The sequence below is a fragment of the Streptomyces griseoluteus genome (genome assembly GCF_004784465.1).
GTDB lineage: Bacteria > Actinomycetota > Actinomycetes > Streptomycetales > Streptomycetaceae > Streptomyces > Streptomyces griseoluteus.
Window position 1 is genome coordinate 257,756 of sequence record NZ_SRRU01000002.1, and the last position, 18,041, is coordinate 275,796.

The 18,041-nt window shown below is 70.6% G+C and carries 15 protein-coding genes; 9 read left to right on the forward strand and 6 right to left on the reverse strand.

Features of this window, described 5'->3' with window-relative positions:
- Positions 1–8 precede the first annotated feature (8 nt).
- Both E5082_RS06650 and E5082_RS06655 read right to left on the reverse strand, forming a co-directional pair.
- Positions 9–641 (reverse strand): DUF305 domain-containing protein, encoded by a 633-nt coding sequence (locus E5082_RS06650; protein WP_135790339.1) that lies wholly within the window; start codon positions 639–641, stop codon positions 9–11.
- Entirely contained in the window at positions 638–1,318 is a 681-nt protein-coding gene (locus tag E5082_RS06655; protein WP_135790340.1) for a DUF3105 domain-containing protein, read from the reverse strand. Before E5082_RS06655 ends, E5082_RS06650 begins: the two co-directional genes overlap by 4 nt.
- Before the next feature lie 126 nt (positions 1,319–1,444).
- Here E5082_RS06655 and E5082_RS06660 point away from each other — a divergent pair, with 126 nt between their 5' ends.
- Positions 1,445–1,921, forward strand: a complete 477-nt coding sequence (locus tag E5082_RS06660; RefSeq protein ID WP_135790341.1) for an RrF2 family transcriptional regulator — start codon at positions 1,445–1,447, stop codon at positions 1,919–1,921.
- On the opposite strand, the gene E5082_RS06665 is transcribed toward E5082_RS06660, so the two are convergent.
- A complete protein-coding gene (locus E5082_RS06665) occupies positions 1,882–3,045 on the reverse strand; it encodes a globin domain-containing protein (RefSeq protein WP_135790342.1) in 1,164 nt (387 codons plus the stop codon). The two genes, E5082_RS06660 and E5082_RS06665, sit on opposite strands and share 40 nt — an antisense overlap.
- A gap of 261 nt (positions 3,046–3,306) precedes the next feature.
- Between E5082_RS06665 and glnA the strand changes: the two genes are divergently transcribed.
- Positions 3,307–4,668 (forward strand): type I glutamate--ammonia ligase, encoded by a 1,362-nt coding sequence (gene glnA, locus E5082_RS06670; RefSeq protein WP_135790343.1) that lies wholly within the window; start codon positions 3,307–3,309, stop codon positions 4,666–4,668.
- 6 nt (positions 4,669–4,674) lie between these two features.
- Here glnA and E5082_RS06675 read toward each other — a convergent pair whose 3' ends face one another.
- The gene (locus tag E5082_RS06675; protein WP_135790344.1) at positions 4,675–5,088 is read right to left on the reverse strand and encodes a VOC family protein; all 414 of its coding nucleotides are present in this window, start codon (positions 5,086–5,088) and stop codon (positions 4,675–4,677) included.
- Positions 5,089–5,346: 258 nt separating this feature from the next.
- Between E5082_RS06675 and E5082_RS32285 the strand changes: the two genes are divergently transcribed.
- Together E5082_RS32285 and E5082_RS06680 are read left to right on the forward strand one after the other, a co-directional pair.
- Entirely contained in the window at positions 5,347–5,484 is a 138-nt protein-coding gene (locus E5082_RS32285) for a hypothetical protein (RefSeq protein WP_167514003.1), read from the forward strand.
- 331 nt (positions 5,485–5,815) lie between these two features.
- Positions 5,816–8,809 carry a bifunctional [glutamine synthetase] adenylyltransferase/[glutamine synthetase]-adenylyl-L-tyrosine phosphorylase gene (locus E5082_RS06680; protein WP_135790345.1) on the forward strand — a complete coding sequence of 998 codons (2,994 nt, stop codon included), beginning with the start codon at positions 5,816–5,818 and terminating at the stop codon, positions 8,807–8,809.
- Here E5082_RS06680 and E5082_RS06685 read toward each other — a convergent pair.
- Positions 8,797–9,654, reverse strand: a complete 858-nt coding sequence (locus E5082_RS06685) for a phosphatase PAP2 family protein (RefSeq protein ID WP_135790346.1) — start codon at positions 9,652–9,654, stop codon at positions 8,797–8,799. The genes E5082_RS06680 and E5082_RS06685 overlap by 13 nt on opposite strands.
- Before the next feature lie 98 nt (positions 9,655–9,752).
- Positions 9,753–10,787, reverse strand: a complete 1,035-nt coding sequence (locus E5082_RS06690; RefSeq protein WP_135790347.1) for a LacI family DNA-binding transcriptional regulator — start codon at positions 10,785–10,787, stop codon at positions 9,753–9,755.
- Between the two features lie 459 nt (positions 10,788–11,246).
- Between E5082_RS06690 and E5082_RS06695 the strand changes: the two genes are divergently transcribed.
- From E5082_RS06695 to E5082_RS06715, 5 genes are all read left to right on the forward strand, one after another.
- On the forward strand, positions 11,247–12,521 hold the full coding sequence (locus E5082_RS06695; protein ID WP_135790348.1) for an extracellular solute-binding protein: 1,275 nt from the start codon (positions 11,247–11,249) through the stop codon (positions 12,519–12,521).
- Between the two features lie 104 nt (positions 12,522–12,625).
- Positions 12,626–13,630 carry a carbohydrate ABC transporter permease gene (locus E5082_RS06700; protein ID WP_086692613.1) on the forward strand — a complete coding sequence of 335 codons (1,005 nt, stop codon included), beginning with the start codon at positions 12,626–12,628 and terminating at the stop codon, positions 13,628–13,630.
- Between the two features lie 19 nt (positions 13,631–13,649).
- Positions 13,650–14,570 (forward strand): sugar ABC transporter permease, encoded by a 921-nt coding sequence (locus E5082_RS06705; RefSeq protein ID WP_135790349.1) that lies wholly within the window; start codon positions 13,650–13,652, stop codon positions 14,568–14,570.
- 57 nt (positions 14,571–14,627) lie between these two features.
- Positions 14,628–16,361, forward strand: a complete 1,734-nt coding sequence (locus E5082_RS06710; RefSeq protein ID WP_135790350.1) for a glycoside hydrolase family 13 protein — start codon at positions 14,628–14,630, stop codon at positions 16,359–16,361.
- Between the two features lie 158 nt (positions 16,362–16,519).
- Positions 16,520–17,896, forward strand: coding sequence for an alpha-amylase (locus tag E5082_RS06715; protein ID WP_135790351.1), 1,377 nt, complete (start codon positions 16,520–16,522; stop codon positions 17,894–17,896).
- Positions 17,897–18,041 lie beyond the last annotated feature (145 nt).

The following is an 18,041-nucleotide window of genomic DNA, read 5'->3' on the forward strand; positions in this document are numbered from 1 at the left end:
CGGATCTCTCACGAACGGGCGTGTGCGCCCCGCTTCTTGAGCATGTCCGCCATCAGCCGGATCTCGGACCGCTGGGCGTCCACCATCCCCCGCGCGAGCCGCTGCTCCGGCCCCGCCGCACACCGGGCCACACACCCCTCGGCCATGTGCACCCCGCCCTTGTGGTGCTCCGTCATGAGCTGGAGGTAGAACACCTCCGCCGCGCGCCCCCTGAGCGAACTCAGCTTGCGCAGATCGGAGTTGGTGGCCATGCCTGGCATGAGCGCGCCGTCCTGCCCCGGCGGCATGTCACCCATGCCCATCCAGGTCATCGGCGGCTCGGCGGACACCTTCGGCAGCCCCCACAGATCCAGCCAGCCCAGCAGCATCCCGCGCTGGTTGGCCTGGGTCTGCGCGATGTCGTACGCGAGCCGCCGCACCTCCTCGTCACCGGTGCGGTCGCGCACCAGGTACGACATCTCCACGGCCTGCTGATGGTGCACGGCCATGTCCCGCGCGAACCCGGCGTCCGCCGACTCCGCGCCCGGCACCCGTACGGCCACGGAGTCGCGCTCCCCGCCTGCCGCGTACCCCCCGGCCCCCGCCGCGACGACGGCCAGCAGGGCGCCCCCGGCCGCCAACCCGACGTACCCGCGCCTCACTTCATGACCCCGCCGGTGCAGGAGGCGCCCGGCTCGGGGGTCTGCTTGCCCTGCACATAGGCGGCGAAGAACTTGTCCACCTCGGGGTCGGACGCGCTCTTCACACTCACCTGGTGCCCCCACGCCGAAAGGATCAGCGGTGCGGCCTGGTCCGCGTACGGGCTCATCAGCGAGTACGGCGTCCGCTTCACCTTGGCCGCGAGCGCGTCCACGTCCGCCTTCTTCGCCTTGTCCGTGTACGTCACCCAGACCGCGCCGTGCTCCAGCGCGTGCACCGCGTTCTCGTCCCGCACCGGGTCCTTGTAGACATCGCCGTTGCAGTTGAGCCACACCGGGTTGTGGTTCCCGCCGACCGGCGGGTGCATCGGGTACGTCACCTTGGTGCCGACGTGGGTGCGCGACAGCTTGCCGGACCAGGTGCGCACCCCGTCCGCGCCCGTGGTGAAGTGCCCGGAGCCGCCCTTGGCGTCCCCGCTCGCGGCGGTGTCCTTGTTCTTGCCCGAGTCCGACTGGGAGCGCACCAGCGCCACCCCGCCGACGACCAGCCCCGCGACGACCACCACGCTCGCGGCGACGGCCAGCACCCGGTTGCGGCGGGCGCGGGCACGCTCGGCGCGCCGCATCTCCTCTATGCGCGCGGCGCGCGGAGAGGCGGGGGTGTGCTGGTCGGTACCCATGGGGCGTGTCCTTCCGCGGAGCGGTCATGAGGCCCGCTGATCGTAGTGGGGAGAACGGGCCGTGGGCAGGCAGGTACGACAACCGGATAATTTGAACCACGGATGCGTATTACCTACGCTTCCGGTATGCGGCTGTTGCGCTCCACCGATCTCGCCCTGCGCGTCCTGATGCGGCTCGCGGTGAGCGGCGGCGCCAGCCCCACGACCCGGCAGGTGGCCGAGGACATGGGCGTGCCCTACACCCACACCGCCAAGGTCGTCGCCGAACTCCAGCACCTCGGGCTGCTGGAGGCCCGCCGCGGCCGGGGCGGGGGACTGGCCCTGACCGACAGGGGCCGTACCGCCTCCGTCGGCGCGGTCGTCCGGGTCTTCGAGGGCGACGGCGACGTGGTCGACTGCGAGGGCCCCACCCCCTGCCCCCTGAACTCCGCCTGCCGCCTGCGCGGTGCCCTGCGCCGGGCCCAGGAGGCGTTCTACGCCGCCCTGGACCCGGTCACGGTGGGAGACATGGTCGCCGACCCCACCGGCCCCCTGCTGCTGGGCATGGTCGGCGGCCCGCCCGCTCAGCTCGCGAGCCAGAGGTCCGGCCCGAACACCTCGTAGTGGATGTCGGCCGGGGCCACGCCCTTCCCGATGAGCTGCGCCCGCACCGCCCGCATGAAGGGCAGCGGCCCGCACAGATAGGCGCGGGTGCCGGAGGGCACCGGAATCCCGGCCAGGTCCACCAGGCCGGTGCGGGCGCCGTCGGCCGCGTCGCGCTCGTAGAAGAAGTGGCAGGCGCAGTCGGCCAGCTTGCCTGCGTACAGCTCGTGGTCGGCGCGCAGGGCGTGGTGGGCGGGGGAGCGGTCGCCGTGCACCACGGTGACCGGGCCGGTGTGGCCGTCCGCCGCGAGCGAGGCCAGCATCGCCACCATCGGGGTCACCCCGATACCGGCCGAGGCGAGCAGCAGCGGGCGGCTGTCGTCGCCGTCGAGCACGAGGTCGCCGTACGGCTCGGACAGGGTGAGCCGGTCACCGACGGCCGCGTGCGCGTGCAGGAAGGCGGAGACCTCGCCCTCGACGCGCTTGACGCTGATCTGCCGCAGCCCGGCACCGGGGGCGCCGGAGAGGCTGTACTGCCGGATCTGGTGCGCACCGTCGGGCAGGTCGACGCCCACGGACACGTACTGCCCCGCGCGGAAGCCGGACACCGGCCCGCCGTCCACCGGGCGCAGCCGCAGCGTGACCACGTCCGCGGTCTCCGGGACCCGCTCCGCGACCTCCCACTCCCGCGTGCCGCTCCCGCCGCTCTCCTCGTACAGCCCGCGCTCCAGGCCGATCAGGGTGCGGGCCATCAGCCAGTAGACCTCGTCCCAGGCGGCCGCGACCTCGGGGGTGACGGCGTCGCCGAGCACCTCGGCGATGGCGGCGAAGAGGTGCTCGTGGACGACCTCGTACTGCTCGGGGGCGATGCCCAGGGAGGCGTGCTTGTGCGCGATCCGGCCGAGCATAGCGTCGGGCCGCCGGTCCGGGTGCTCCAGCAGCATCGTGGCGAAGGCGGCGATGGAACCGGCGAGGGCCTGCTTCTGGGCGCCGGACGCCTGGTGGCCCCGGTTGAACAGGTTCCGCAGCAGCTCGGGGTGGGCGGCGAAGAGACGGGCGTAGAACCGCTCGGCGATCTCGCCGATGGCCGCGCCCACGGCGGGCAGGGTGGCGCGGACGGTCGCGGCGGAAGACGGGGACAGCATCGGGGCTCCCTTTAATTGGTATCTGGGATACCAATTAAAGCGCGGGCTCGCGGCCACTTGTTACGGAGGGGGCCGTGAGCATGCAAGATGGGCATGGGAGAGGTGCACCTGGTGTGCGCGGGCCGTTCAACCCGGAGACGTCCGGCCGATCAAGGTCCGCAACGCGCGCGAAACGCCGATGTGGTGGGATGCTCAGGTGCCGACCGCCTCCCGTCGCACCACGGACAGGCGGCCTGACCAGCAAGGATGGGGAAGCGGAAGATGGACAAGCAGCAGGAGTTCGTGCTCCGGACCTTGGAGGAGCGCGACATCCGGTTCGTACGCCTGTGGTTCACGGACGTGCTGGGCTTCCTCAAGTCCGTCGCCGTGGCCCCCGCGGAGCTTGAGCAGGCGTTCGACGAGGGCATCGGTTTCGACGGCTCGGCCATCGAGGGCTTCGCCCGCGTCTACGAGTCCGACATGATCGCCAAGCCGGACCCGTCCACGTTCCAGGTCCTGCCCTGGCGCGCCGAGGCCCCCGGTACGGCCCGTATGTTCTGCGACATCCTGATGCCGGACGGCTCCCCGTCCTTCGCCGACCCGCGCTACGTCCTCAAGCGGGCACTGGCCCGCACCTCCGACCTGGGCTTCACCTTCTACACCCACCCGGAGATCGAGTTCTTCCTGCTGAAGAACAAGCCGACGGACGGCAGCCGGCCTACCCCGGCGGACAACTCCGGGTACTTCGACCACACCCCGCAGAACGTGGGCATGGACTTCCGCCGCCAGGCGATCACCATGCTGGAGTCGATGGGCATCTCGGTGGAGTTCTCCCACCACGAGGGCGGCCCCGGCCAGCAGGAGATCGACCTGCGGTACGCCGACGCGCTGTCCACTGCGGACAACATCATGACGTTCCGCCTGGTCATGAAGCAGGTCGCGCTGGAGCAGGGAGTACAGGCGACCTTCATGCCGAAGCCGTTCTCGGAGTTCCCCGGCTCGGGCATGCACACCCACCTCTCCCTCTTCGAGGGCGACCGCAACGCGTTCTACGAGTCCGGCTCGGAGTACCAGCTCTCCAAGGTCGGCCGCTCCTTCATCGCGGGCCTGCTGCGGCACGCGGCGGAGATCTCGGCGGTCACCAACCAGTGGGTCAACTCCTACAAGCGCATCTGGGGCGGCTCGGAGCGCACCGCGGGCGCGGGCGGCGAGGCCCCCTCGTACATCTGCTGGGGCCACAACAACCGCTCGGCCCTGGTCCGCGTCCCCATGTACAAGCCCGGCAAGACCGGCTCGGCCCGCGTGGAGGTCCGCTCCCTGGACTCGGGCGCCAACCCCTACCTCGCCTACGCCGTCCTCCTGGCCGCCGGCCTCAAGGGCATCGAAGAGGGCTACGAACTCCCCCCGGGCGCCGAGGACGACGTCTGGGCCCTCTCCGACGCGGAACGCCGAGCCATGGGCATCGAACCCCTCCCGCAGAACCTCGGCGAGGCCCTCACCCTGATGGAACGCAGCGACCTGGTGGCCGAAACCCTGGGCGAACACGTCTTCGACTTCTTCCTCCGCAACAAGAAGTCGGAGTGGGAGGAGTACCGCAGCGAGGTCACGGCGTTCGAGCTGAAGAACCTGCTGCCGGTGCTGTAGAGCCGATCACCGGACGGGCTGCCCGATCCCCATCAGATTCCCCTCGCTGTCCCGGAACCAGGCAGCCCGCTCCCCCCGAGCCCCCTTGCTCGGATAGTTGCCCCGGACCTCGGCAATGCCGTTCTCGGTCCGGAACCCAGGAGCCTCGACGTCCTCGAAGACCACCCCTCGCCCCCGAAGCTCGGCGAGGGTGGCTTCGAGGTCGTCGACCTCCCACCCCATCTGGGTAAAGGTGCCGGGGGAGACCCCAGTGGACTGGAACAGGGCGAAGAACGAGTCCCCGCACCGGTAGAGCAGCCCCCCGGGCCGCTCGTCGAAGGGCTCCAGCCCCAGCTTCTCGGAGTAGAACCGCCGGGCCCTCTCCAGATCCTGAGCAGGCAGCCGAGTAGCCACGGACCCCCGCGCCAGCGCCCCGCTCACGACGCCTTCCCCCCGGCAGGCCGAGCCGGCACCCCATGCAGCGGCCCAGTGGCCCGGACCCGGTGTCGCGACTCACTGCCCTCAAGCCCTCGCCCCCGCAGCTCGGCATAGGCCGTAACCATGTAAGCCCTCTCTCCCTGGAGCCGGTGGTACAGGAGCTGTACCAAGCCCCCGTGGCCCTGAAACGGTGCACCGGCTGGCCACCAGCGGAGCGGCCGCGGAGCGGCGGACTCGATCCTGTGCAGCCTCACCAACAGGGTGAGCGAGATGCGCCTGACCCTGGCGAACCCCACCCCGGAAAACGCCGTCCTCACCAGAGACCTGCGCGACTTCATGACCGTACGCCCCCTGAACGGCAAGCACACCCACTTCCGAGTCCTGCCGGACGACCTCTGAGCACACCCCACGAAGCCGCACCCGCGAACGGCGGCAAGGGGACGTGGCGGGGGGTGTCCGCCCGCAGCGGCCGGCGATGAGGCAAGCTCAGCGGATCGAGGAAACAGAAGTCGCCGGACCGAGGACGGACACCCCCCGGCGCGGCCCCGACCCCCGACGACGCGGTGGCGAGCCACGGGCGACGCGAGCCCGATGTCCCACGAGCCACAGGCGACGCGAGGCCGACGCCGCACGAGGCGCGGCCGACGCGAGGCCGATGCCACACGAGGCCGGGCCGGTGGCACGGTTAGGCTCTGGCCAGGACCGTCTTGATCCCGAGGGGAGACCGCGGATGACGCCGGGGCGCAGGAGCAGTACGTTCACCAGACTGCTTCGGCACGGCTTCACGGACCCCTCGGGAGCGGAACGCCTGCTGGACAGCCCCGAGCTGGCCCCGGTGAAGGCGGACCCGGTCCTCCTGGAGGCGCTGGGCGCGACAGCGGACCCGGACCTCGCCCTGCGCGGCCTGGTGAGACTGCTGGAGGCCCAGCCGGCCCCCACGGACCACCGGGAACTCCTGGACACCCTGATCGCGGCGAAACCCCTCCGCGACCGCCTCCTGGGCGTCCTGGGCGCCTCGGCGGCGCTCGCGGACCACTTGACCCGCCACCCCCACGACTGGCAGGAACTGGTCACCTACGAACCAAGGGACCTGCACCCGGGAGTCACGGAGTTCGAACGCGGCCTCGCGGAAGCGACGGACCCGGTGGAACTGAGAGTGGCGTACCGCCGCTGCCTGCTCTCCATCGCCGCGAGGGACGTCTGCGGCACCACGGACGTGACCCAGACGGCAGCGGAACTGGCGGACCTGGCAACGGCCACCCTCCGCGCGGCCCTGGCCATGGCCCGGACCGCCGCCCCCGAGGACGCGCAGGCCTGCCGCCTGGCAGTGATCGCCATGGGCAAGTGCGGCGGCCACGAACTGAACTACGTCTCCGACGTGGACGTGATCTTCGTGGCGGAGCCCACCCAGGGCACGGACGAGACGAAGGCCCTGAAGGCGGCCACAAGACTCGCCTCCCACATGATGCGCATCTGCTCGGAGACCACCGTCGAGGGCTCGATCTGGCCGGTGGACGCGAACCTCCGCCCGGAGGGCCGCAACGGCCCCCTCGTCCGCACCCTGAGCAGCCACCTCGCCTACTACCAGCGCTGGGCGAAGACCTGGGAGTTCCAGGCCCTCCTGAAGGCCCGCCCGGTGGCGGGGGACAAGGAGCTCGGCGAGGCGTACACGGACGCCCTGGCCCCCATGGTCTGGCAAGCGGCCGACCGGGAGAACTTCGTCCCCGACGTGCAGAAGATGCGCCGCAGGGTGGTGGAGAACATCCCCCCGGCGGAGATCGACAGAGAGCTGAAGCTCGGCCCGGGCGGCCTGAGGGACGTCGAATTCGCCGTCCAGCTGCTCCAGCTGGTGCACGGACGCACGGACCCGGCTCTCCGCAGCGGCACCACCCTGAAGGCCCTCCAAGCCCTGGCGAAGGGCGGTTACGTGGGCCGGGAGGACGCCGCCCGCCTCGACGAGGCGTACCGCTTCCTGCGCGAACTGGAACACCGCATCCAGCTGTTCCAGCTCCGCCGCACCCACCTGGTCCCCGAGGGGGAGGAAGACCTGCGTCGCCTGGGCCGCTCATTGGGTCTGCGTACGGACCCGGTCGCGGGCCTGCGCCGCGAGTGGAAGCGCCACACAGGAGTGGTCCGCCGCCTCCACGAGAAGATCTTCTACCGCCCCCTCCTGGACGCCGTGGCCCAACTGGCCCCCGGCGAAACCAGGCTGAGCGCGGAAGCGGCAAGGGAACGCCTGGTCGCCCTCGGCTACGCGGACCCCGCAGCGGCCCTCCGCCACCTCGAGGCGCTGGCCTCCGGCGTGACCCGCAAGGCGGCCATCCAGCGCACCCTCCTCCCCGTCCTCCTCGGCTGGTTCGCGGACTCGGCCGACCCCGACGCCGGCCTCCTGAACTTCCGCAAGGTCTCGGACGCCCTGGGCAAAACTCCCTGGTACCTCCGCCTCCTCCGGGACGAGGGCGCGGCCGCGGAGAACCTGGCGAGGGTCCTCTCGGCGGGCCGCCTGGCCCCCGACCTCCTGCTCCGGGCCCCCGAAGCCGTGGCGCTCCTCGGCGACGGAGACGCGGGCGGCCTGGAACCCCGGGGCAGGGCCCAGCTGGAACAGGAGATCACCGCGGCGGTGAACCGGGCGGAGAACGCGGAACAGGGCGTGACAGCCGCCCGGGGCGTGAGGCGCCGGGAACTCTTCCGCACCGCCGCGGCGGACATCGTCGGCTCGTACGGCACGGAAACCACCCCGGCGGAGTCCGACGAGGGCGTCCTGCTGGACCGCACGGGCAGCGCGATCTCCGACCTCACCGCCGCCACCCTCGCCGGCACCCTGCGCGCGGTCGTCCGCGAGACCTGGGGCGACACCCTCCCGACCAGGTTCGCGATCATCGGCATGGGCAGGTTCGGCGGCCACGAACTCGGCTACGGCTCCGACGCGGACGTGTTGTTCGTGCACGAACCGAGAGAGGGCGTGGACGAGCACGAGGCCGCGAAGGCCGCCAACAAGGTGGTGGCCGAGATGCGCCGCCTGCTCCAGCTCCCCAGCGCCGACCCGCCCCTGCTGATCGACGCCGACCTGCGCCCGGAGGGCAAGTCCGGCCCGCTGGTCCGCACCCTGAAGTCGTACGAGGCGTACTACCGCAGGTGGTCGCTGGGCTGGGAGTCGCAGGCGCTGCTGCGGGCGGAGCCGGTGGCGGGCGACGAGGACCTGGGCCGCCGCTTCATGGCGCTGATCGACCCGCTGCGCTACCCCGCCCGCGGCCTGGACGAGGACGCGGTGCGCGAGATCCGCCGGCTGAAGGCCCGGATGGAGTCCGAGCGGCTGCCGCGCGGCGCCGATCCCAAGCTGCACACCAAGCTGGGCCCCGGCGGTCTGTCGGACGTGGAGTGGACGGTCCAGCTGCTCCAGCTCCGGCACGCCTGGGAGGTGCAGGGCCTGCGCACCCCGAGGACGCGCGAGGCGCTGGCGGCGGCCCGCGAGGCCGGCCTGATCGGCGCGGAGGACGCGGCCGTGCTGGACGAGGCGTGGGTACTGGCCAGCCGGGTCCGCAACGCGGTGATGCTGGTCCGGGGCAGGGCGGGCGACACCTTCCCCACCGAGCCCCGCGAGCTGGCGGCGGTGGGCCGCTACCTGGGCTACGGCGAGGGCCGGGCCGGCGACATGCTGGACGCGTACCGCCGTACCGCCCGCCGGGCCCGGTCGGTCGTGGACGAGCTGTTCTACGCAGGCTGAGGCGCCCCGGCACCGAGCACGGCTCTGGGCACCTGCGGCCACCGCCCGTACCAGAGCCGGGCCACGCCCACCCCGAAGGCGAGGCACATCATCCCGCCGACCGCGTCCAGCCAGAAGTGGTTGGCCGTGGACACGATGACCAGCAGCGTCAGCGCCGGGTACGCCAGTCCCAGCACCCGTACCCACGGCACCGAGGCCAGCGCGAACACGGTCAGCCCGCACCACAGCGACCACCCGATGTGCATGGACGGCATCGCGGCGTACTGGTTGGACATGTGCTTGAGGTCGCCGGAGGCCATCGAGCCCCAGGTCTGGTGCACCATCACGGTGTCGATGAAGTGACCGCCGCGCATCAGCCGGGGCGGGGCGAGCGGGAACAGGTAGTACCCGGCGAGGGCCACGCCCGTGGTGGCGAACAGCACCAGCCGGATGGGGGCGTAGCGGTCGGGATGCCATCGGTAGAGCCACACCAGCACCCCGATGGTGATCACGAAGTGCAGCGTGGCGTAGTAGTAGTTCATGCCGATGATCAGCCAACCCACCGAGTCGGCGGCGTGGTTGACGGACGCCTCGACGGCGATGCCCAGGCGGTGCTCCAGCCACCACACCGCGTCGGCGTTGCGCAGCGCCTCGCGCCTCTGCTCCGGGACGGCGTTGCGGATCAGCGAGTACGTCCAGTAACTCGCGCCGATCAGCAGGATCTCGAACCACAGCCGGGGGCGCCGGGGGCGGCGGACCCGGTCGCGCAGGGCCCGCGTCCCGCCGGCGCCCAGGCCCGTGACGGTCCGCGGTACGGCCACCTCGTCGCGGCGGCCGCCCGGTCCTGTCACGGTCGAGTCACTCATAGCTACCAAGTCTGCCAGACAAGGGACGCTCGACAGATCATCCCAAGGCTGGTACCACCACGCATGTTCTGCGCGAAAACGCCTGGCCGGGCAGGGGCCTAGCCCCGCGAACGCTCGCCCGGCGCCGAGGCGGTGGAGCCGCGCACGACGAGTTCCGGCATGAAGACGAACTCGCTGTGCGGGGCGGGCGTCCCGCCGATCTCCTCCAGCAGCGTGCGCACCGCGGCCTGGCCCATGGCCGGGACGGGCTTGCGCACGGTGGTCAGCGGCGGGTCGGTGAACGCGATCAGCGGGGAGTCGTCGAAGCCGACCACCGACACGTCGCGCGGCACGTCGAGGCCGAGCTGCCGGGCGGCCCGTATCGCGCCGAGCGCCATCATGTCGCTGGCGCACACGATGGCCGTGCACTGGCGTCCGATGAGCGCGGCGGCCGCCGCCTGCCCGCCCTCCAGGGTGTACAGCGAGTGCTGCACCAGCTCCTCGGCGACCAGGTCCGCGCCCAGCCCCAGCTGGTCCTGCATCGCACGGACGAAGCCCTCGATCTTGCGCTGCACCGGCACGAACCGCTTCGGCCCGAGCGCCAGACCGATCCGGGTGTGGCCCAGCGACACCAGATGCGTGACCGCGAGCGTGGTCGCGGCCCGGTCGTCGGGGGAGATGAAAGGTGCCTGCACCTTCGGCGAGAACCCGTCCACCAGCACGAACGGCACGCCCTGGGCGCGCAGTCGCTCGTAGCGCTGCATGTCGGCGGTGGTGTCGGCGTGCAGCCCGGAGACGTAGATGATCCCGGCCACCCCCCGGTCCACCAGCATCTCGGTCAGCTCGTCCTCGGTGGAGCCGCCCGGGGTCTGGGTGGCCAGCACCGGGGTGTAACCCTGCCCGGTCAGCGCCTGGCCGATGACCTGCGCCAGCGCCGGGAAGATCGGGTTCTCCAGCTCGGGGATGATCAGGCCCACCAGGCCCTCGCTGCGCTGGCGGAGCCGCACCGGACGCTCGTAGCCGAGCACGTCCAGCGCGGCCAGGACGGACTGGCGGGTGGTGGCGGCGACGCCCGGCTTCCCGTTGAGGACCCGGCTGACGGTCGCTTCGCTCACCCCCGCCTGCGCAGCGATGTCCGCAAGCCGTGTGGTCACGCCTGTGGACTGTACCGGCCGCACCGCGCCCGGCGCACCGGCGGGACGCCGTGCGCGGGCGGCCGAACGGCCCGCCGTGGATTGCCGCGTCATCGCGCTCCTCGCCCCTCATGGGTATGTCGTCGCTCGTGCCTGCCGGACTGTCCGCCCGGCGCACGGCCGCAAGGGGATGATCCCGGCGGCGGCCCCCCGCGGCAAGAGCTTGCAGAGTCTTGCACAAGTGTCCGTCAACCCGCCTACCGGCGGTAGACCAGTATTTCGACAAGGTCTGAGGCAGGTCACGACACGGTAACCCGGCCGTCTTCTTGCACTTTTTTTCTGCAAGGTCTTTCGCGGCGCTTACAACGCTGTTACGTTCCGAGTCGCCCGGCCGCGGCAATGGCGCAGTCGGCACGACGCGGGTGGCGGCAGACGGGGCCGCCCCTGCAATCTCGGGCTTTTCACCCTCAAGGAGAACTCATGCGGCGTGGCATAGCGGCCTCCGCGCTCGTGGCGTCCCTCGCCCTCACGGCGACGGCGTGCGGCGGGAGCGACGACGGCGACAGCAAGTCGGACGGCCCGGTGACCCTCACCTGGTGGGACACCTCCAACGCCACCAATGAGGCGCCGACGTACAAGGCCCTGGTCGAGCAGTTCCAGGCCGCCAACAAGAACATCAAGGTCAAGTACGTCAACGTGCCCTTCGACCAGGCGCAGAACAAGTTCGACACGGCCGCCGGCTCCAAGGGCGCGCCGGACATCCTGCGGTCCGAGGTCGGCTGGACCCCGGCCTTCGCCAAGAAGGGCTTCTTCCTGCCGCTGGACGGCACCGACGCCCTCGCCGAGCAGGACAAGTTCGAGCCCAACCTGATCAAGCAGGCCCAGTACGAGGGCAAGACCTACGGCGTGCCGCTGGTCACCGACACCCTCGCGTTCGTCTACAACAAGGCCCTGTTCAAGAAGGCCGGCATCACCGAGGCCCCCAAGACCTGGGACGAGCTGAAGGCCGACGCCGCCAAGGTCAAGGACAAGGCGAAGGTCGACGGCTACTGGGGCTCCACCCAGGCGTACTACGCCCAGTGCTTCCTCTACGGCGAGGGCACCGACACCGTCGACGCCGCGGGCAAGAAGATCACCGTCGCCTCCGCCCCGGCGAAGAAGGCGTACGGCACCTGGCAGAGCACGTTCTCCGGCAAGGGCCTGCACAAGGCGGACACCACCGCGGACGCCTACGCCCACATCCAGGACGCGTTCGTCAACGGCAAGGTCGCCTCGATCATCCAGGGCCCCTGGGAGATCACGAACTTCTACAAGGGCTCGGCCTTCAAGGACAAGTCCAACCTCGGCATCGCCATCGTCCCGGCCGGCTCGGCCGGCAAGGCGGGCGCCCCGACCGGCGGCCACAACCTCTCGGTCTACGCCGGCTCGGACAAGGCCCACCAGGACGCGGCCCTGAAGTTCGTGAAGTTCATGACCTCGGCCAAGTCCCAGGAGACCATCGCGCTGAAGAACTCCACGCTGCCGACCCGCGGCGACGCCTACACCTCCCAGGTCAAGGCCGACCCCGGCATCGCCGGCTACCAGGGCGTGCTCTCCGCCGCCCAGCCCCGCCCGGCGCTGCCGGAGTACAGCTCCCTGTGGGGCCCGCTGGACACCGAGCTGCCCAAGGTGGCCGGGGGCAAGGAGCCGCTGGACAAGGGCCTGAGCAACGCCGAGCTGGCCATCGCCAAGCTGGTGCCCGACTTCAGCAAGTGAGCCCGTGTGGCCGCCGGGTTCCCCCCGCCGTGGGGGATGGGGGGAACCCGGCGGCCACCGGCCTGTGACCAGCCCGCCCCCGAACTTGTAGAAGGTGTCGCACCATGACAGTCGCCATCGACCGCGCGACCGGCCGGCGCAGCGGTGAGCGGCCGCCCCGGCCCGGTCTCGGGCAGCGCCTGAAGAACGGCTACCAGAGGTACTGGTACGCGTACGCGATGATCGCGCCCGTGGTCGTCGTGCTCGGCATCCTCGTGGGCTACCCGCTGGTGCGGGGCGTCTACCTGACCCTCACCGACGCCAACAGCCTCAACTCGGCGCGCACCATCGGTGTCAACCACATCGACGCCACCTACAAGTTCATCGGGCTGGACAACTACCAGGACATCCTCTTCGGCCCCACGGCCTACGACCGCTTCTGGTCGCACTTCCTGTGGACCGTGTTCTGGACCGTCGCCTGCGTCACCCTGCACTACGTCATCGGGCTCGGCCTCGCGATGATGCTCGACCAGAAGCTGCGCGGCCGCACCGTCTACCGGCTGCTGCTGGTGCTGCCCTGGGCGGTGCCCACCTTCGTCACCGTCTTCTCCTGGCGGATCATGCTGGCCGACTCCGGAGTGCTCAACCAGATCCTCGGCGCCCTGCACCTGCCCCAGCCGCAGTGGCTGGAGGACACCTTCTGGCAGCGGTTCGCCGCCATCATGGTCAACACCTGGTGCGGAGTGCCGTTCATGATGCTCTCGCTCCTCGGCGGGCTCCAGTCCATCGACTCCTCGCTCTACGAGGCCGCCGAGATGGACGGCGCGAGCGCCTGGCAGCGCTTCCGGCACGTCACCCTGCCCGGACTGCGCTCGGTCAGCTCCACCGTCGTGCTGCTCGGTGTGATCTGGACCTTCAACCAGTTCGCCATCATCTTCCTGCTGTTCGGCCCGACCGGCGCCCCGGACGCCCAGATCCTCGTCACGTGGGCCTACTTCCTCGGCTTCGGACAGCAGCCGCGCGACTTCGCCCAGTCCGCCGCGTACGGCGTACTGCTGCTGTCGATCCTCACCGTGTTCACCTCCTTCTACTTCCGCTGGCTGAAGCGCAATGACCAGCTCGCCGTCTGACGCCGCAGGAGCCGCCGCCATGAGCACCACGACACCCCCCGAGACCGCGCCGGGACTCCCGCTCACCGCCGCCGCACCGGCCGCCGCCCGGCCCCGCGCGACCCGCCGGCGCGGCGAGCGCGGCCCGCTGGGCACCGTCCTGCTGCACGGCGGCCTGGTCCTGGCGAGCCTGATCGCGCTGGTCCCGGTGGCCTGGCTGTTCTTCCTGTCCCTCGGCCCGGACAAGGACGACTACCTGCACCCGGGCCGCATCTTCGGCCGGGCGGGCTTCGCCAACTACGCCTTCGTCCTCCAGCACACCGGCTTCTTCGACTGGTTCAAGTCGACGATGATCGTGGCGCTCGGCACCACCTTCATCGGCGTCTTCGTCGCCGCCACCACCGGCTACGCCGTCTCCCGGATGCGCTTTCCCGGCTACAAGCCGCTGATGTGGGTCCTGCTGCTCACCCAGGCGTTCCCCATCGCCATCCTGATCGTGCCGATGTACGAGATCTTCGGCGAGCTGGGCCTGATCGACACCTACTGGGCGCTGATCCTCATCAACTGCTCCACCGCCGTGCCGTACAGCGCGTGGCTGCTCAAGGGGTACTTCGACACCATCCCCTTCGAGATCGACGAGGCGGGCCGGGTGGACGGGCTCACCCCGTTCGGCACCTTCTTCCGGCTGATCCTGCCGCTGGCCCGGCCGGGCCTGGCCGTCGCCGCGTTCTACAACTTCATCACGGCGGTCGGCGAGGTCGCGTTCGCCACGACCTTCATGCTGGACGACTCCAAGTACACCTTCGCGGTCGGCCTGCAGACCTTCGTCAGCGAGCACGACGCGCAGTGGAACTACATGGCCGCCACCGCGGTGCTGATAGCGATACCGGTGTCCGTGTTCTTCTATCTCGTGCAGAAGAACCTCGTCACCGGCCTCACCGCGGGCGGCACCAAGGGCTGACGCCCCGCCGCACCCACGCCCGAAACGAACCGAACCTCGTCACGCACCAAGGACGCCATGAGCCAGCAGCATCTCGCAGCCCCGGCCGACGACTCCGCCGTCGCCCCCGCCGCCCAGCACCGCGACTGGTGGCGCGGCGCGGTGATCTACCAGGTCTATCCGCGCAGCTTCGCCGATTCCAACGGCGACGGCATGGGCGACCTGGCCGGCGTGCGGGCCAGACTGCCCTATCTGCGCGACCTCGGCGTGGACGCCGTCTGGCTCAGCCCGTTCTACGCCTCCCCGCAGGCGGACGCCGGGTACGACGTGGCCGACTACCGGGCCGTCGACCCGATGTTCGGCAACCTGCTGGACGCCGACGCGCTGATCCGCGAGGCCCACGAGCTGTCCCTGCGCATCATCGTGGACCTGGTCCCCAACCACTCCTCCGACCAGCACGAGTGGTTCAAGCGGGCGCTCGCCGAGGGCCCCGGCTCGCCGCTGCGCGAGCGGTACCACTTCCGCCCCGGCAAGGGCATGGACGGCGAACTCCCGCCCAACGACTGGGAGTCCATCTTCGGCGGTCCGGCCTGGACGCGGGTCACCGAGCCCGACGGCACGCCGGGGGAGTGGTATCTGCACCTTTTCGCGCCCGAGCAGCCCGACTTCAACTGGAACCACCCGGCGGTGGGCGACGAGTTCCGGTCCATCCTGAGGTTCTGGCTGGACATGGGCGTCGACGGCTTCCGCATCGACGTGGCGCACGGCCTGGTGAAGGCCGAGGGCCTGCCCGACCTCGGCGCCCACGACCAGCTCAAGCTGCTGGGCAACGACGTGATGCCGTTCTTCGACCAGGAGGGCGTCCACGAGGTCTACCGGCAGTGGCGCACCGTGCTGGACGAGTACGCGGAAAGGGAGGGGCCCGGAGGGCCTTCCGCAGAAGGGCGGGGGCGGGAGACGGGTGGGCGGATCTTCGTCGCCGAGGCGTGGACGCCGACCATCGAGCGGACCGCCAACTACGTCCGTCCCGACGAGCTGCACCAGGCGTTCAACTTCCAGTACCTCGGTACCGACTGGGACGCGGAGCAGCTGCGCGAGGTCATCGACCGCACGCTCGCCGCGATGCGCCCGGTCGACGCCCCGGCCACCTGGGTGCTCTCCAACCACGACGTCACCCGGCACGCCACCCGCTTCGCCAACCCGCCCGGCCTCGGCACCCAGATCCGCACCGCCGGGGACCGCGCTCTCGGCCTGCGCCGGGCCCGCGCCGCCACCCTGCTGATGCTGGCGCTGCCCGGCTCCGCCTACCTCTACCAGGGCGAGGAACTCGGCCTGCCCGACGTGGTCGACCTGCCCGACGAGGTGCGCCAGGACCCCGCCTACTTCCGGGGCGCGGGCCAGGACGGCTTCCGCGACGGCTGCCGGGTGCCGATCCCCTGGACCCGGGAGGGCTCCTCGTACGGCTTCGGCGGCGGGGGCAGCTGGCTGCCGCAGCCGGCGGGCTGGGGCGAGCTGAGCGTGGAGGCGCAGACCGGCGTGGCCGGTTCGACGCTGGAGCTCTACCGGGCCGCGCTGGCCGCCCGGCGTGAACAGCCCACGCTCGGCGCGGGCACGGGCGTCCAGTGGCTGCCCGCACCCGAGGGCGTACTGGCCTTCCGGCGCGGGGAGTTCACCTGCGTCGCCAACACTACCGGCGCCCCGGTCACCGTCCCGTCGTACGGGCGGGTGCTGCTCGCCAGCGGGGAGATCGCCGAGAGTGCCGCCGGGGCCGAGGTCCCGGCCGACACCACGGTCTGGTGGACCGCGGGCTGACAGCCTCTCTCTGAAAGTTCTTGCATCAACTTGCCACGGCCCGCTGCCTTTTCAGGCAGCGGGCCTTTAACATCTGCGTCACCGCAAGTTTGCTGAAACATTTCAGCAAGGGCATCCAGTCCTGCGGCAACAGCCTTCAACGACGAAGGAACCCCCACATGGCACGCAGAACCCTCCCCGTGGCCCTCGCCCTCGCGGCAGCGGCCTCGATTGGCATGTACCCGACTACCGCGCAGGCGTCCCCGCCCGGCACCAAGGACGTCACCGCCGTCCTCTTCGAGTGGAACTTCGCCTCGGTCGCCCGTGAGTGCACCACCACGCTCGGCCCGGCCGGGTACGGCTACGTGCAGGTCTCCCCGCCCGCCGAGCACATACAGGGCTCCCAGTGGTGGACCTCGTACCAGCCCGTCTCGTACAGAATCGCGGGCCGGCTCGGTGACCGGGCGGCCTTCAAGAGCATGGTGGACACGTGTCACTCGGCCGGCGTGAAGGTCGTCACCGACACGGTGGTCAACCACATGTCCGCGGGCAGCGGCACCGGCACCGGCGGCTCGTCGTACACCAAGTACAACTACCCGGGCCTGTACTCCTCGCCCGACTTCGACGACTGCACCGCGCAGGTCAGCAACTACCAGGACCGTTACAACGTCCAGCACTGCGAACTGGTGGGCCTGGCCGACCTGGACACCGGCGAGGACTACGTCCGCAGGACCATCGCCGGGTACATGAACGACCTGCTCTCGCTCGGTGTCGACGGCTTCCGCATCGACGGGGCCAAGCACATCGACACGGCGGACCTGGCCAACATCAAGTCCCGGCTGACCAACCCGTCCGTGTACTGGAAGCAGGAGGTCATCTACGGCGCGGGCGAGGCCGTCCAGCCCACCGAGTACACGGGCAACGGCGACGTCCAGGAGTTCCGCTACGCCTACGACCTCAAGCGGGTGTTCAACAACGAGAACCTCGCCTACCTGAAGAACTACGGTGAGGGCTGGGGGTACATGAGCAGCTCGGTCGCCGGGGTCTTCGTCGACAACCACGACACCGAGCGCAACGGCAGCACCCTCGACTACAAGGACGGCGCCAACTACACGCTGGCCAACGTCTTCATGCTGGCCTACCCCTACGGCGCACCGGACATCAACTCCGGCTACGAGTGGTCCGACGCGGACGCCGGGCCGCCCAACGGGGGCAAGGTCAACGCCTGCTGGCAGGACGGCTGGAAGTGCCAGCACGCCTGGCCGGAGATCAAGTCCATGGTCGCCTTCCGCAACGCCACCCGCGGCCAGGCCGTCTCCAACTGGTGGGACAACGGCAACGACGCCATCGCCTTCGGGCGCGGGAACAAGGGGTTCGTGGCCATCAACCACGAGTCCTCCTCCCTCTCCCGCACCTACCAGACCTCGCTGGCCGCGGGCACGTACTGCAACGTGCAGAACAACACCACGGTGTCGGTGAACTCCAGTGGCCAGTTCACCGCGACCCTCGGCGCCAACACGGCGCTCGCGCTTTATGCGGGCAAGTCGAGCTGCTGAACGCAGTCTCCCTCCAAGGGTCGTTGAATGCTTCATCGGTGAACCGCCCGTCGTATACGGGCGGTTCGTCCGTCGTTCAGGGATGAAATTTCTTTCTTCGGGTTTCAAGAGTCTTGCAGCAAGGCTTGCGGCGGCGGTACGGTCG

Bases quoted from the DNA above. Each gene is read 5' to 3' on its own strand.
- E5082_RS06655 (WP_135790340.1), bottom strand. From the start codon at position 1,318: ATGGGTACCGACCAGCACACCCCCGCCTCTCCGCGCGCCGCGCGCATA.
- E5082_RS06660 (WP_135790341.1), top strand. From the start codon at position 1,445: ATGCGGCTGTTGCGCTCCACCGATCTCGCCCTGCGCGTCCTGATGCGG.
- E5082_RS06665 (WP_135790342.1), bottom strand. From the start codon at position 3,045: ATGCTGTCCCCGTCTTCCGCCGCGACCGTCCGCGCCACCCTGCCCGCC.
- glnA (WP_135790343.1), top strand. From the start codon at position 3,307: ATGGACAAGCAGCAGGAGTTCGTGCTCCGGACCTTGGAGGAGCGCGAC.
- E5082_RS06680 (WP_135790345.1), top strand. From the start codon at position 5,816: ATGACGCCGGGGCGCAGGAGCAGTACGTTCACCAGACTGCTTCGGCAC.
- E5082_RS06685 (WP_135790346.1), bottom strand. From the start codon at position 9,654: ATGAGTGACTCGACCGTGACAGGACCGGGCGGCCGCCGCGACGAGGTG.
- E5082_RS06695 (WP_135790348.1), top strand. From the start codon at position 11,247: ATGCGGCGTGGCATAGCGGCCTCCGCGCTCGTGGCGTCCCTCGCCCTC.
- E5082_RS06700 (WP_086692613.1), top strand. From the start codon at position 12,626: ATGACAGTCGCCATCGACCGCGCGACCGGCCGGCGCAGCGGTGAGCGG.
- E5082_RS06705 (WP_135790349.1), top strand. From the start codon at position 13,650: ATGAGCACCACGACACCCCCCGAGACCGCGCCGGGACTCCCGCTCACC.
- E5082_RS06710 (WP_135790350.1), top strand. From the start codon at position 14,628: ATGAGCCAGCAGCATCTCGCAGCCCCGGCCGACGACTCCGCCGTCGCC.
- E5082_RS06715 (WP_135790351.1), top strand. From the start codon at position 16,520: ATGGCACGCAGAACCCTCCCCGTGGCCCTCGCCCTCGCGGCAGCGGCC.